The organism is Thermosporothrix sp. COM3, assembly GCF_059696735.1.
In genome coordinates, this window is the sequence record NZ_AP019376.1 from 5,172,507 (window position 1) to 5,187,602 (window position 15,096).

Sequence of the window (15,096 nt, forward strand, 5' to 3'; positions counted from 1 at the left end):
CAACATCAAAGAGCAGGCTTGAATGAGCGCACGGCCCAGAACAGTGCCAGCAGCGTGAGGACAAACATCAGGCCGAAGCTCAGCGGGATCTCACCGCTGAGAAAGTTTCCCTGAAACAGCGCTCGTGTGGCAGTCACCGCGTAGGAAAAAGGGTTCACTCTGGCAATGAGCCGTAAGAGGACAGGGGCTAACGACAATGGCAACATAATCCCCGACAGCAGCATTAACGGGATACTGAGCGTGCTGAGGAAAGAAGACAGCGCATCCTCACTCTGCAACCAGAGGGCCAGTGCATAAGAGCAGGCGGAGAGAAAAGCTCCCATCAGCGCAATCAGGAGCAACGAGAGTAGTACGCCGCGAATGTCCGGACGCAGCCCCATCAGACAGGCCAGCAGCACAATCAGTATAACCTGTACTAGCAGCACAAGAACATCATACCCTATTTTACTCAAAGGAAACGCCCAACGGCTGATAGGAGCCACATGCAGGCGCTCAAGAAAGCCGGAACGCCATTCCTGGAGCAGACCAAAGCCACTATAGAGCGGACCGAAAATCCCCATCAACACCATACAGCCGGGCGTAAAGGCCAACATGCCGCCTCCCGCAGGAAATCCTGCGATCCGGCTGATCGGGTCTAACAGAGGCGCAAAGAACAACAGGTAACAGGCAGGTTGAAAGAGCCCGAAGAGAATCCAGGCAGGATTTCGGAAAGAGAGGCGCACATTCCTGACAAAGAGCAGGCGCGTTTCATAGAATAGCTTCATGGTTTCCCTCCCACAGAGGTGTCTGTTTCTCAGCATCTTTGAAAGAAAATCCGGTCTGCCGTAAAAACACATCATCCAGCGAAGGACGTGACAGCGAAATGGTATGCACGGCGATTCCGGCACTATTCAGCAGTTGAAGCAGAGCAGGCAGCCGCTCTTCTCCATTTTCGACATAGACCTGTAACTTCTCAGCTTCTGCCTCAGAAATCAGCCGTAGCTCACGTACATGAGGCCGCAGCAGGTGTTCCGCCTGCCGCGCGGCGCTGCTAAGTCCGAGTGTGACGACATCGCCGACAATCTGCTGTTTGAGCTGTGCAGGAGAGCCTTCAGCGACCACCACTCCGGCATTCACAATCGCCAGGCGACTGCAAAGATGATCCGCTTCGTCAAGATAATGGGTGGTTAGCACGATTGTTGTTCCTGCGGCGTGCAGGCTGCGCACCTCTTCCCAGAGAGCCGCACGACTCTGTGGGTCCAGTCCCGGCGTGGGCTCATCCAGAAACAGCAACCCGGGTTTATGGACCAGCCCGAGCGCCAGATCAAGCTTGCGCCGCTGCCCGCCTGAATAAGTGATTGCCAGACGATCGATAAAAGGGGCCAGATCAAGCGTGTCAATCAACTCAGCCACGCGTTTCCGGGCCGCGCCATAGGACAACCCATAAAGCCGCGCCTGCAACAACAGATTTTCTCGACCGCTCGACAGGCTATCAGTGCCACCTTTCTGGCTAATAAAGCCAATCGCTGCACGCACTCGATGCGACTCGCGAACCACATTGAAGCCAGCAACCAGAATTCGGCCTTCATCCGGTGAGAGCAAAGTTGTCAGGATGCGAAGCGTAGTGGTTTTGCCCGCACCGTTCGGGCCAAGCAAGCCGAAAATCTCGCCTTCCTTCACCCGCATATGCAGGCCACGAAGCGCCTCAACCTGCTTGCCCCGACTTTGAAAGCTTTTGCTCAGGTTCTCAACCTCGATGACATCATGCATACCAATAACCTGCTCCTTTCCTTACATACATTCAGCATGTATGTAAATTACTCAAAAAAAAGAGGAGATAGCTTAGCGGCTGATTCCTCGAATAAAGCCATCAACTATCTCCTCTGCCTTTGTTTGAAGCGGCATCTGATCCGGCATCAACATCCAGAGATCGGTGATGCCATAAATGAGCCCCATCGCGGCAAACGCGGTCGCATCTACGTCCAGATCGGCGCGAGCTTCTCCGTTCTCTTTTGCCATTCTGAGAAGCTCCGCCATCCCTTCCAGCGAGCGCTGAAGTCCCTCTCTCTTTTCCTGCATTCCATCAACCATCTCGGGCAGTAGCACGGTCTGCCAGTTCATCATCTTCTGCATAATCCGAAAATCAGCATCTTCCACCGGATAGAGCATCCAACCAATCAGAATCCGCCGCAAGACACGGAGAGGGCGATCATCGCGCACATAGAGCGGCTGTAGCTTCTCCCATGCCCGGTGATACTGTTCTCGAATCACCGCGTTGAACAGTTCGGCCTTGCCCCCAAAATGCCAGTAGACAGCGCCGCGTGTGCTCCCAACCGCACGCGCAATATCTTCCAGCGTTGTCGCGTTATATCCCTTCTCATAAAAGATGCGCAACGCCGCCTTCAGCAGTTGTTCCCTTGTGATAGCCGCCTCTTCCTTTGTTCGACGCATGATAGCCATTCTCCTCTCACTTCTATACATACACTACGTATGTATATATTGTCAAGGGGCTATTCCTGCGGGCGACGCTGGCGTTGCGCTTTTGCCTGCTGGCGTAACCATTCATTGCGAGCCTGCTCCTCAAACGCGATCTCTTCAGCCGCATCAGAAAGGGACTGCTCGCTCTCGGCATCATCTGCCACGATACCGCCCTGACTATCAAACACCATACGCGAGCGGCCTCCCGGCTCAAACTGGCCGATTACACCATGCTGTTCCAGCAAATCAATCAGCCGAGCTGCACGTGAATAACCGACGCGGAGCCGCCGCTGTAACAGCGAGATCGAGGCACGGCCTTCCTCACGGACAACCTCTTCCGCTTTATCAAGCAACTCATCTTCCAGCTCAAAGCCACTTTCCTGCTGCTCCTGAATCTCCCAACCGGGCGCGACCTCTTGCAATGCACTCGCGATGCCCGGATCGTTTACCGCATCGCTATGCGCCAGTTCAGCAGCCTGATCGCGCCAGAATTGTACCAGCCGTTCAGCCTCTTCATCAGCCAGGAAACAGGCCTGAATACGCTCCGGTCGCCCGGCATCGGCGGGAAGATAGAGCATATCGCCACGTCCGAGCAGGCGTTCCGCGCCTCCCATATCGATAATGGTACGCGAGTCAACAGCAGAGCTGACCATGAAGGAGATACGCGTTGGAATATTTGCCTTGATCAGACCTGTAATCACATCAACTGATGGGCGCTGTGTTGCGATCACCAGATGAATGCCGGTCGCACGGGCCAACTGCGCCAGACGGCAGATCATGCTTTCTACTTCCTCGGGGGCTGCCATCATCAGATCAGCCAGCTCATCAATGATAATCACGATCGCAGGTAAATTGTTCAGCGAGGTATCGCCCTTCGCCAGCCGCTGGAGCCGCATCTTGCGATACCCATCGAGATTACGCACACCCAGTTGTGAAAACAGACGATAGCGGCGCTCCATCTCACTGATCGCGTTGCGCAACAGGGGTACAACCTTCTCGACCTCGGTCACGACGGGAGAAAGCAGGTGGGGAATACCGCTATACAGACTCAGCTCTACCATCTTGGGATCTACCATCAGCAGCCGAACGTCGTCGGGCGTTCCCTGAGTTAACAGGCTGGCAATCAGCGTATTGATCATCACGCTTTTGCCTGCGCCCGTCGCACCCGCGATCAGCAGGTGAGGCATACGGGCCAGATCACCGAAGCGTACCTGTCCGGCAACGTCTTTTCCCAGCGCCACTGTCAGCTTTGACTTATTTTTGGCCGCCTGGTACTCTCTGCTTTCCAGGACCTCACGCAGCGTCACCAGCCGACTGTTCTTGTTTGGAATCTCCACGCCGACATAGGGGCGCCCCGGCACCGGAGCTTCCATACGAATGGACTTGGCTTCCAGCACCAGCGCGAGATCATTCTGCAAGGCCATAATGCGGCTCACACGCGTGCGCGTCTCATAGATGATATTGCCCGCGGCGTCACGCATGGGGATCATCTTCCCGGTCTTATCATCCTTTATCAGTGCGGGCTTACCGGTCGGACGGATGCCAAAACGAATCACGGTTGGCCCGATACTGATATCTTCCGGGCGCACCTCTGCCTCGACCCGGAAGCTGCGCAGCGTCTCCTGAATCAGGCGGGCCAGCTCTGCGGTATTATCGTTATACATCTGGAGCTTGGCCGACTCGGCACTATTCAGCAACGAGGTATCCGGCACCCGCCAGCGCGAAACAATGCTCGGGGTCTGCGCCGCCCGTTCACGTCTTGAGCCACGTTGATTGGCCGGGGTCTGTAGGCGTGGATTCGACGGCGTTCCATCCTCATCGGCAACTATGGCCTGTGGCGCTTCCAGCTTTACCTTACGCCGGGGCGGCGCTTTACGCCCTTTTTGCTCAAAAGGCAGGGGCTGCTGACTCACGCTATCAACAGATGCGGCATAGTCATGAGGATCAAACGAGGGAGGAACCCGCATCGGCCCTTTCGGCACGCTCCCGATATGTTGCTTGTGTAAATTAATATCGTTGAGCGGGTCTTCATCCTCCTCCTCGAAAGGCATATCTGAATGCAGATCCACAGTCTCATCATCAGCCAGATCCTCCATCTCGGCAAGATCTAGCTGCTTGCCAGAGTGCGAAAGGATCAGAGGCTCCTGAGAGTCATCATCCTCATCCCCTATGTCGTCCGGCTCGCTTTGCTGGCGCATATAGCGACTGAAACGCGGCCGCTGCCCCAGAAATGGAGAGCTCTGCTGGCCGGTGCTCTCTTCCGCATGTCTACCAAAAAGGCCACGGAGCGAGCGATAGGTAGACAGCACATGGCCGAAGGTGATACGGAAACTGAAAATGAAAACCAGCAGAAAAGCCCCTATAAGAATAACATGGGCAATCAGCGCGTCCCATCCGAGGAACGGAAGCGCCAGCGCATCAGCCAGAGAGCCAGCTTTCCCCTGTCCGAGCCAGAGGCGCGATTCTACCAGCAAGATCAACAACAGCACAATCGAGCCAACCACCATCGGCCAGCGCATCAGCCGCGTTCTGCGCACCCCTTCAACCAGATGAATAGTGGAAAATGCGATAAGGCCAAGCGCAAAGAGGTAAGCAGTCCAGCCCAGCAGGCCGATAAAGAACGCTTTGATCGCACTAAAGACCGGAGAAGTGCTGAAGATCGTTAAAGATCCAAACAGAAGCAAAGAGAGAATAAGAAGCAGAACACCGAAAACGCGCTGCTGCTGATACGAATCCAATGTCTCCCACTGTTGCCGTATCCAATCAATAAACCGCGTATCCTGTGGACCCTGTTTCTCGGCAACCGGAGGAACCGCGGTTCGTGCGGAAGCTGCTTTCTTTTTTCCGGTTGATGCACGTGAAGCTGACTTTGTCCGTTGTGTTTGCTGCTGTGCAGCCTGTTTACGACCACTCGGGCGCGAGGTCGAGGAGATACTGGAACGCTGCTCGACTCGCGCTTTCATCAATCTGTGAGAGCCCAGTGCTCCGGCAGCACCACTGACACGCGATGGCCCTAGCCCCTTTTGGCGCTCATCGTCTTTTTTCTTTTTGCCACCTGCCATTCAGGTTTTTCCTCCTACGTTCAATACCAGAGGGAGACAACAGTTATGATAGCGCAGATGGAACATGGAAGCAAGGGCTAGAACACCGGATTCATGCAAGCAGAGCAGTACAGGACGGGCTCGAAAGCAGCCATTCTAGCGCCAGAGCCAGATAAAAGACCGAACATCAGTAATCATGACTGCTGCGGCAATAAGAAGAAGACAGAGCAACATAAAGATAAGGGTGACAAGCTTACGTAGAAGAGGAGGGAACACCTGCTATATCTCCATTCGCTAATTCGCTACATCTTTTTGTATCCTCAGATCTTTTCTCTTTCCATTATATTTCACATCGAAAATGCGCCACTCATCTCCTGTCCCTTTCGCCTGGTTCTTCCTATCCACGCTCTTTCCGCCCTCTCACAGGTAGAACAGAAAAGAGCCGCCCTGCACAGAGCGGCTCGTCTCGCGCTTACCCGCCACCCACCATCGTCACCAGTTCCAGTCGACAGCCCTCATACAAAGGTGTGGTCCCAAACTGCTCACGAGCAATGATGGTCCCATCCAGTTGCGCAACCACCAGTCGCGGCGCAATCGAGAGTTCCTGTAAGAACTCTGCAATAGTGCAGCCCGCTCGCACGGTGCGCGTCTGTCCGTTCGCGAGAATAGAAATCGTCCCATTCGCAGGCTGCTGTCCGTCGGTCATGCGTCTGCTTCTCCTTTCCTATCACTGGCTCTGCGGAGCCGCTCAACCTCTACTGAGACAGAGGGAGCTTGAAAAAGAGCCGAGATCACCGCAACGCCATTTGCACCCGCCTCTATGACCTCCGCCGCGTTCTCGGAGGTAATGCCACCTATGCCTATCAACGGCAGTGCCGGATACGCCTGTCGCAGTGCCCGAATCAGCCCGATCCCTGCGGTTCTTTCACCCGGATGTGAGTGAGAGGGAAAGAGCGTCCCGGCCAGCAGGTAATCAGCGCCCGCTTCCACAGCCTCCCTGGCCTCCTCCAACGAGTGAACGGAGACCCCAAGCAGCATCTCAGGACCAACCAGTGACCGGGCAACCGCGACAGGAAGAGAGCGTCTGCCAAGCTGGAAGCCATGCGCCCCCGCAGCCAGGCCCACATCAAGCCGGTCATTGACGATCAGGGCGGTCTGATAACGGTTGCAGAGCGGCAGAAAGCGCCGCGCAAGCGCATAGAGCGAGGCTGCCGAAAGCGTATGGCCTCGAAGTTGCAGCATGGAAATCCCGGCAGCCAGGGCCTCTGTCACCACGCGTTCCAGTTCTGCGTGCGTCGGATCGGTTACCAGGCACAACTGAAAAGGATTGCGGGTAGCTTCTCTGGAATCCCGGCTCATAGGAGTCTCCCTACCTGTTCGTAGCGCTTTCATACGACACGACGCCGGTTGTCGGGCTACTGGCCTGAGCATACGCGCTTCGAGGAATTCGACCCGCAAGAAAAGCGGCTCGCCCGGCCTCAACCGCCTGCTTCATCGCCAGCGCCATCAGTGGCGGTTTTCCGGCCTGTGCCACCGCCGTATTCATCAGGCAGGCAGCAGCGCCCAGCTCCATCGCCAGCGCCGCATCAGAAGGCGCACCAATGCCCGCATCAACAATCACCGGTACTCGTGCCTGCTCAATAATAATCTGAATCTGGGGCAGGTTTAAGAGTCCCTGTCCTGAGCCGATCGGCGAGCCAAGCGGCATCACTGTTACCGCCCCCACATCCTGCAACCGCTGCGCCAGAATGGGATCAGCGTTGATATAGGGCAGCACCTCAAAACCTTCCTCGATCAACAGGCGCGTCGCTTCCAGCGTGGCAACAGGATCAGGGAGCAGGTAGCGCGCATCTGGAATGACCTCAAGCTTGATCCAGCGTGGCAACCCCATCGCAGCCGCCAGCCGGGCTATCTGAACCGCCTCCTCTACTGTTTTACAGCCCGCTGTATTGGGTAGAATGGTGTATCGTGCCGGATCAATGAAATCCAGCAACGACGGTTGCCCGAGATTGGAGAGGTCAAGTCGCCGCAATGCAACCGTGACGATCTCGGTGCCGCTTGCCTCAAGGCTCGCCTTCATCTCTTCAAAATCCCGATACTTGCCGGTTCCCAGGATCAGGCGTGACCGAAACGCACGCGAACCAATTTTGAGCGTATCGCTTGTCATCATGTTGGCCTTTCTTTTTTTCAGGAGGTTGAGGAGGCGGCCCAACAAAAAAGCCGTTCTCCTCACAGCGAGGAAACGGCCAATACATCTTCACCGAAAGAGGCACAAGAAAGCGTTCCCTCCGCTGGTATGATCCAGATCAGGTACATCGATACAGGGTCAGCAACATTGACGGGTTGCACTCTCAGCCCGGCTCTCCGGGCTCCCCTAGCTTCCCTTTAAATAGATTGTACAGATTTACAGGTCGATCATTCAAAGATCTATTGGAAAAACATCTCTTATCTAAGCATACCATATCGAAGCGGTTGCACTCAACGGCTTTGTACATTCCAGAACAGCAGCTTTTGCGCAGCCGAGACAAGAAAGCGCCCATCAGGAGACCAGTGCAGCAGGCTGCTCTCATCGTCGATACCGGCCTGAAAATCTATCGTAGCCATGCTCTCACCCGTCTTGCTCCTGAACACTGTTACCTTTCGGGAAAAGGTGTTTAACGCAGCCATCATCTGCCGATCGGGGCTCCACGCCACCTGACGTAGCAACACGATATATTGCATCTCCTGTTTCCGCTCAAGCGCCTCCGCTTCCCGCAGCGCCTGCGTCAGCGCCCTGTCTGGGGGCTGGACTACCTCGATTGCATCCAGACCATTGCGGCGTAACGCCTCCTGATCATTTGAGGTGATGCCAGGCACCTCAATCCTTCCCCCCAGAATCAGGCCACGTGTCAGATAACGCCCATCAGGAGACCAGACCACAGGCGTCGCCATCCAGACCAGAAACACTGCATTCTTCTGCTTATCCTCAATGCGAGCAACCGAGCCCTCCTGCCAGAACGAAAAGGCAGCAGAGCGCTCCAGACCTATCGCATTCTGCATCAAGGGTTGCAGGCTTCCATCTGGCAGCCAGCGATAGGCCGGAGCTGGAGGAAACGTAAACCCGAATGCCTGCTTTTCCTGGATCTTTCGCGGCTTCTCAAGATAGCGCTTCTGTTTAAGATCCCAGACGCCATAGCCCCAGGAGCCCCACCGTTTCTTTGCAGCCAGCGGCAATGGATGGAAGAACGCCGATGACGAACCGTCCTCATGCAGGAGCAGAACCCCTTCAAGCAACTTCTCGCCTGAGCCGATCGGAGGCCAGATGAGGAACAAACAGGCAAGTTGATGGAGCTCGGGAGACCAGCGAACCAGATAGTTGCCAATGGTGCCATGAAAGCCCGCTGAGAACTGCTCACGATACTGTTGAATAATCAGCTCTTCGGGGGTGTATTGTTGCAGGCGCTTCTGCTGAACCACGTCATAGACATTTAAATAGGCATAGGAGACCTCCGAGGTCTCACAGCCACCATAGACCCCGATAACAGCCAGCAAGCGACTATCAGCGGACCAGGCCGCGTCATAGACACAACTGATCTCATCCTGCCAGCTCTGTGGTGAAGGAGAGGGAGCTTCTGGAGCCTTTCCCGGAAGTATCGCAGCCAGATCGGGCAAGGTTCCACTCAGCAGGAGTACCAGAACAGTACCAACAATCAGTGTGACAGAAAGCAATGGAACCCGCGTCTGCGGCTTTCGGACCCAGGCCAGTGCATGCATCAGAGGAGAATGCAGGTCTCCAACTCGCTGTTTCCCCTTCGTTTGCGGTGGGGGAGGATCTAAGTCAACGATCATCAGGTCATCATCTACTGGTTCTAGATCGTTTCGCTGCTTCTCTTCCTCGCTCATCAACACACCTTTCGCTGCTACACTTCATCTTTCGCCTTTCTTTTCATTTTAATCTACAGCACATAGAGAGAGCCTGCGAAAAAGGTCCGGTTTTGTGATCTACAAAAAAAGAAACTACCAGAAGGAAGCTTCTGGTAGTTGGTTTGGTGTTTTGTGATCTACTTTGTCAGCAAGAATAGTGAGATTACACTTCCATCACGACCGGTAGGATCATCGGTCGGCGGCGTGTTCGTTCATACAGGAATTCGCTTAAAGTATCCTTGATCTTATCTTTCACAAAGGACCAGTCGGAGCCGTGACCATTCAAGTCAACAAAGGACTCAAGAACACGCTCCCGTGCACTCTCCAGCAGTTCCTCAGCATCACGCATATAGACAAAGCCGCGTGACACAATATCGGGTCCGGCAATAGGCTGGCCGGTTTCTTTATCGACAGTCAGCACAGCCATCAGGATGCCATCCTGAGAGAGCACCTTTCGATCGCGGAGCACAATCTGTCCCACATCGCCGACGCTCAATCCGTCCACATAGACATTACCTGTTGCCGTATGGCCGGTATGCTTGATTCCCTCGCTGGAAATCTCGATGATATCGCCGTCCTCGGCAACCATGATATTGTCATCAGGGATGCCTAGCGAATGTGCTAGCTTGGCATGCAGGATCAACTGGCGATACTCACCGTGGATCGGCACAAAGTACCGGGGTCGTAGCAGGCTGAGCATCAGCTTCAGTTCTTCCTGAGCGCCATGCCCTGAAACATGCACATGGGAAAGGCCCTGATAATAGACCTCCGCCCCCAGGCGAAACAGGTTATTGATGGTGCGATGAACCATCTTCTCATTGCCCGGCACAGGCGTTGCCGACAGAATGACGGTATCGCCCGGCTGAATGCGCACAAGCCGATGGTCTTTATTCGCAATGCGAGTTAGTGCCGATGTCGGCTCACCCTGGCTGCCCGTACAGATCACAACAATTTGTTCTGGATCGAACTTGTTGATATCTTCAGGACGAATCAGCGTGCTTGGCGGCACATCCAGATACCCTAGCTCGATCGCCATCTGCACGTTATTCTGCATGCTTCGACCAACCAGAGCCACCCGCCGATCATAGCGGACAGCAGTGTCGATTACCTGCTGTACACGCGAGATCAGTGAGGCGAACGTTGCCACAATCACGCGACCTGGCGCATTGGCAAAGATCTTATCCAGAGAGTCGTTAATCACGCGCTCCGAAGGAGTGTAGCCGGGAGACTCAACACGCGTGCTATCACCCATCATCACCAGGACGCCTTCATTGCCCAGACGGCCAAGCATGCCAAGATCAGCGGGCTTCCCATCAATCGGTGTATAGTCGAACTTATAGTCACCGGTATGAATAACGACACCCAGAGGCGTTCGGATAACAATGCCAACTGCATCAGGAATACTGTGATTGACCCGGAAGAACTCCGCCGTACACCGCCCCAGTTCAACATGATCTTCGGGAGACACCACGTTGATAACAGCCTTATCCAGAAGTCTGTGCTCTTTCAACTTTACGCTGATCAATCCATGCGTCAAGCGTGTCGCATAGACAGGAGGAAAATCGAGCATCGGCAAAATGTAAGGGAGGCCTCCGACATGGTCTTCATGACCGTGAGTGATAAGGATACCGCGAATACGATCTTTTTTATCAGCGAGATAGCTTGTATCCGGGATTACGAGATCAACACCAAACATTTCATCATCGGGGAACATTACCCCCGAGTCGATGATAATGATGTCGTCGCCATATTCAACGACCATCATATTCTTGCCGACTTCTCCCAGGCCTCCCAGGGGAATAAGTCGAACTTTTTCTGTTGTCAAGGGTTCAAGAACCTCCTAAAAAACACTATATCTGTAGCCCACGGCTATAAACGTCACTTTTCATATATGTATCTTTACTCCCGCACACTCAAGCAGGAGGAAAAGTCAAAATAAGCAATAATGATCCATTTAAGAGTATACTACAGTGACTATCTTAAAAACAAGCTGCAATCCTATTTTGTTATACATATCGGCAGAAAATACACATTCTGAATACTGCCTGCTCATAGAAGAAACGCTTCATCTGTGGAGAATTCCAGGCGCAATGCCGAAAAGCGAGTTGCTGACGTCTCCCTTTCCCCTTCACCATCCCTCCCCGATTATATGACAGAAGATGTCAGGAGATCTATGCTACTCTTCAATAGAAACAAGAACAGGAAACACAAAAGAGCTCTGTACTATAAGATAACACGGCCCTTCAGCCAAACATTCCCGTGGACTCGCTCTTCCTTTGGTCCACCTCTCAAATACAGAAAGGGGATTCTCTCTCTATGTCCAGAAAGGACATCACCTTCATTCCAAAGAGATGCTCTACGCTCATAGTAGCATTGGAGCTACTGAAGAGCAAGCGACCTTTTCCATCTGGAAACCCTTTCCTTTTTCATCGCTCCATCTGACAGCAAATTTCTTTTCTGTGCGCAGTAAAGCATTCACCCGCTTTTCCTCTTTTTCTTTTTGATGAAGATTATATGGCCTCCCCAGGCCGCAGAGAAGGAGAACGCATGACGCAATCATCTCAATTGAGTGAGAACCTGCTTTCCTTGCTTCTTGAACAGGAGACGCCACGGCGCACCGTGAAGCCAGTCGTCCAGCAAAAGGCAACGCTGGAAGCAGATAAAATAGTAGTTCGAGGAGCCCGACAGCATAATCTTCGGAATATCGATGTCAGTATTCCGCGCTACAAGCTGGTCGTTATGACGGGCGTCAGTGGAAGCGGAAAATCATCGCTTGCCTTTGATACCATCTATGCGGAAGGTGAGAGACGCTATATGGACAATCTCTCTCCTTTTATTCGGAGCTTTCTCGATCAAGTTGAGAAGCCACACGTCGACTACATAGGCGGACTCAGTCCTACCATTGCCATCGAGCAGAAGACCGTTAGTAAGAACCCTCGCTCAACGGTTGGAACGATCACCGAAGTAATTAATTATCTACGCCTGCTCTACTCGCGCATCGGGATCGCGCATTGTCTGAACTGTGGAACCGCGATTCACCGCTACAGCCCCGCAGACATTGTGTCACGGATCAGCAGACTTCCGGCAGGTACATCCATACAGCTCTACACGCCAGACCTGCTGCACCCCGGGCAACTCATTCCGAAAACATATATCACCCGGATCGAGCTTCCAGCAAATCAGGACCAGCACTGGAAGGAAGAGCTGTTCACGCTTGTTAAGCGAGCATTGAAAGCCGGGAATGGCTCGCTCTTACTGGCAACCGAGCAGGGAGAGAAGCTGATCTTCAGTGAACAGAGGATCTGCCCGCGTTGCGGCACACACTTCCCGGAACTGGCATCCTATCAATTTAATCCGAATAAGCCAGGCGGCATGTGCAACGATTGCAACGGCATGGGGACCCGACTTTTTGTTGATCCCGAACTGCTGATTGATCCAACACTCTCCATTCTCGATGGCGCAATCAAGTGGTTTGGCAGCCTGCGTAAGCGCTCGCATACCTTCTGGCCACTTGGTAACCTGGACGATATCGCAGCCTATTACCAGATCGATCTTGAGACGCCATGGCAGGAGCTTCCCCAACACTTCCGAGATGCCCTGCTCTATGGGTCCGAAGATAAGATCCCGATGCAAATGGAGTACGATGGCAGTAATGGGCACTGGTCTTTCGAGAAAGAGGCTAAGCTTATCGGCCTTGTCCAGCAGCTCTACAGACTCTATCACAATACTACGTCGGAAACCAGCCGCAAGCGCTATGCAACCTTTATGAGTCAGCAGATCTGTCAGACCTGTCAGGGAACCTGCTTAACGGCAGAGGCCCGGGCTGTCACCCTGGGAGGTAAGAATATCCATGAAATCAGCAATATGGCAATCGAGCATGTGTATGCCTGGCTCACCGAGCTTGAAGAAACGCTGGACAATGAAGCCTGGGGTATCGCGGCAGAAGCGCTGCACGAAGCACAGCGCCGTTTACGCTTCATGCTCAAGGTGGGCCTGAATTACCTGACGCTCAATCGAGCCGCGCCCACGCTTTCCGGTGGTGAAGGGCAACGTATCCGGCTTGCCAGTCAGCTCGGTGATGGCCTGGTGGGCGTCCTTTACGTGCTTGATGAGCCCTCTATTGGCCTGCATGCTCGTGACCTGCATACGTTGCTAGAAACACTCATCGACTTACGCGATATGGGTAATACGGTTCTGGTTGTCGAGCACGATGAACTCACGATGCGCTCTGCTGATTGGATTATCGATATAGGACCGGGAGCCGGAGTTCGCGGGGGAGAGCTGGTTTACGCTGGACCGCCTGCACAGATTACTGAAGCACCGCGCTCGATCACCGGACAATACCTCAGTGGCAAGCGCAAAGTGGAATTGCCACGCGGCAAACAACGTCGTTCTCCACAGCGTGGCTGGCTGAGCATCAAAGGAGCCACCCTGCACAATCTCAAGGGTGTGGATGTGAGCTTTCCGCTTGGTCTCCTTACCTGTATCACAGGGGTAAGCGGTAGCGGCAAGAGTAGCCTGATTAATGGGACACTCTATCCCGCATTGATGCAGGCTATTCACCACACGACACCAGAGCAGTGCGGCCCCTATCGCAGCCTGGAAGGCGTTGAGCAGTTGAATAAGGTTATCAATATCACGCAGGACCCGATTGGACGAACACCTCGCTCGAATCCCGCAACCTATGTCGGGATCTTCGATACCATTCGTCAGCTCTTCGCAAAGACAGAGGCAGCCAGAGCAAAAGGGTATACAGCCGAGCACTTCAGCTTCAACGTTGAGGGAGGACGGTGCGAGCACTGCAAAGGGCACGGACAGATCTTTATCGAGATGCATTTTCTTCCCAATGTCTGGGTCACCTGCAAAGATTGTAATGGCTCTCGTTATACAGAAGATATTCTGGCGATCCGCTATAAAGGCAAGAACATTGCTGATGTGCTCAATATGAACATTGGCGAAGCCCTTGCGTTCTTCAACGATAACCCAAAGCTGGCTCGCATGCTCCAAACCCTCTGTGATGTCGGCCTGGATTACATCACGCTCGGTCAGAGCGCAACCACCTTTAGTGGTGGTGAGGCACAACGTATCAAGCTGGCCAAAGAACTGAGCAGAATGGCAACAGGCAAAACTCTGTACATTCTTGATGAGCCAACCACGGGCCTGCATTTTGCGGATACCCAGCACCTGCTGAATGTGCTGCACCGGCTGGTCGACGCTGGAAATACCGTTCTGGTCATCGAGCATGAGCTTGATGTCCTCAAAACGGCAGACTGGATCATCGACATGGGGCCGGACGGAGGTGAACAGGGAGGCTACCTTGTCGCCGAAGGGACACCGGAACAGATCGCAGATAACCCGAAAAGTATCACCGGGCGTTATCTCCGTGCCATACTGTAGTTCGCATACATCGCATCTCAGGCGACAAGTTCATGCTTGTCGCCTGCCTGGTCCTCGGCCAGCGTGCCAGATTTCTCGCTGTTTTTGCCACAAGCTCAAAAATTGGGTCCAAAAAGGCTTGACGGCCAGAGCGAGTCGTGTTATATTAATTCTCGCGCCAAGGTAGCTCAGTCGGTAGAGCACAGCACTGAAAATGCTGGTGTCGCCGGTTCGATTCCGGCCCTTGGCATTTTGTATGCGCGCCGAAAAGGCGCTTTTTTTTATGCCTCTTCGAGACAGCAGCCCTCACAACCCGAAG

Annotated in this window: 10 protein-coding genes and 1 tRNA gene; 2 read left to right on the forward strand and 9 right to left on the reverse strand. The window is 53.8% G+C overall.

Going from position 1 to position 15,096, the window contains the following annotated elements:
• Window positions 1–5: 5 nt before the first annotated feature.
• From KTH_RS21960 to KTH_RS22000, 9 genes are all read right to left on the reverse strand, one after another.
• Complete coding sequence (locus KTH_RS21960; RefSeq protein ID WP_170142836.1) at window positions 6–764, reverse strand: ABC transporter permease; 759 nt, start codon at window positions 762–764, stop codon at window positions 6–8.
• Window positions 748–1,749 carry an ATP-binding cassette domain-containing protein gene (locus tag KTH_RS21965; RefSeq protein WP_111324971.1) on the reverse strand — a complete coding sequence of 334 codons (1,002 nt, stop codon included), beginning with the start codon at window positions 1,747–1,749 and terminating at the stop codon, window positions 748–750. The genes KTH_RS21960 and KTH_RS21965 overlap by 17 nt, the downstream gene beginning before the upstream one ends.
• A 72-nt stretch (window positions 1,750–1,821) precedes the next feature.
• Window positions 1,822–2,430, reverse strand: a complete 609-nt coding sequence (locus tag KTH_RS21970; protein ID WP_497621089.1) for a TetR family transcriptional regulator — start codon at window positions 2,428–2,430, stop codon at window positions 1,822–1,824.
• Window positions 2,431–2,489: 59 nt separating this feature from the next.
• Window positions 2,490–5,519 (reverse strand): DNA translocase FtsK, encoded by a 3,030-nt coding sequence (locus KTH_RS21975; RefSeq protein ID WP_497621091.1) that lies wholly within the window; start codon window positions 5,517–5,519, stop codon window positions 2,490–2,492.
• A 451-nt stretch (window positions 5,520–5,970) separates the two neighbouring features.
• Window positions 5,971–6,204, reverse strand: a complete 234-nt coding sequence (gene thiS / locus KTH_RS21980) for a sulfur carrier protein ThiS (RefSeq protein WP_111324974.1) — start codon at window positions 6,202–6,204, stop codon at window positions 5,971–5,973.
• The gene (gene thiE / locus KTH_RS21985; protein WP_170142838.1) at window positions 6,201–6,857 is read right to left on the reverse strand and encodes a thiamine phosphate synthase; all 657 of its coding nucleotides are present in this window, start codon (window positions 6,855–6,857) and stop codon (window positions 6,201–6,203) included. The genes thiS and thiE overlap by 4 nt, the downstream gene beginning before the upstream one ends.
• Before the next feature lie 10 nt (window positions 6,858–6,867).
• The gene (locus KTH_RS21990; protein WP_111325012.1) at window positions 6,868–7,668 is read right to left on the reverse strand and encodes a thiazole synthase; all 801 of its coding nucleotides are present in this window, start codon (window positions 7,666–7,668) and stop codon (window positions 6,868–6,870) included.
• 308 nt (window positions 7,669–7,976) lie between these two features.
• The gene (locus KTH_RS21995; RefSeq protein WP_497621094.1) at window positions 7,977–9,380 is read right to left on the reverse strand and encodes a hypothetical protein; all 1,404 of its coding nucleotides are present in this window, start codon (window positions 9,378–9,380) and stop codon (window positions 7,977–7,979) included.
• 184 nt (window positions 9,381–9,564) lie between these two features.
• Window positions 9,565–11,226 carry a ribonuclease J gene (locus tag KTH_RS22000; protein ID WP_111324977.1) on the reverse strand — a complete coding sequence of 554 codons (1,662 nt, stop codon included), beginning with the start codon at window positions 11,224–11,226 and terminating at the stop codon, window positions 9,565–9,567.
• Between the two features lie 824 nt (window positions 11,227–12,050).
• Here KTH_RS22000 and uvrA point away from each other — a divergent pair.
• Window positions 12,051–14,798, forward strand: a complete 2,748-nt coding sequence (gene uvrA, locus KTH_RS22005; protein ID WP_497623272.1) for an excinuclease ABC subunit UvrA — start codon at window positions 12,051–12,053, stop codon at window positions 14,796–14,798.
• Window positions 14,799–14,954: 156 nt separating this feature from the next.
• Window positions 14,955–15,027 (forward strand) — tRNA-Phe (locus KTH_RS22010).
• The last annotated feature ends 69 nt before the right edge of the window (window positions 15,028–15,096 follow it).

Bases quoted from the DNA above. Each gene is read 5' to 3' on its own strand.
- KTH_RS21960 (WP_170142836.1), bottom strand. From the start codon at position 764: ATGAAGCTATTCTATGAAACGCGCCTGCTCTTTGTCAGGAATGTGCGC.
- KTH_RS21965 (WP_111324971.1), bottom strand. From the start codon at position 1,749: ATGCATGATGTCATCGAGGTTGAGAACCTGAGCAAAAGCTTTCAAAGT.
- KTH_RS21970 (WP_497621089.1), bottom strand. From the start codon at position 2,430: ATGCGTCGAACAAAGGAAGAGGCGGCTATCACAAGGGAACAACTGCTG.
- KTH_RS21975 (WP_497621091.1), bottom strand. From the start codon at position 5,519: ATGGCAGGTGGCAAAAAGAAAAAAGACGATGAGCGCCAAAAGGGGCTA.
- thiS (WP_111324974.1), bottom strand. From the start codon at position 6,204: ATGACCGACGGACAGCAGCCTGCGAATGGGACGATTTCTATTCTCGCG.
- thiE (WP_170142838.1), bottom strand. From the start codon at position 6,857: ATGAGCCGGGATTCCAGAGAAGCTACCCGCAATCCTTTTCAGTTGTGC.
- KTH_RS21990 (WP_111325012.1), bottom strand. From the start codon at position 7,668: ATGATGACAAGCGATACGCTCAAAATTGGTTCGCGTGCGTTTCGGTCA.
- KTH_RS21995 (WP_497621094.1), bottom strand. From the start codon at position 9,380: ATGAGCGAGGAAGAGAAGCAGCGAAACGATCTAGAACCAGTAGATGAT.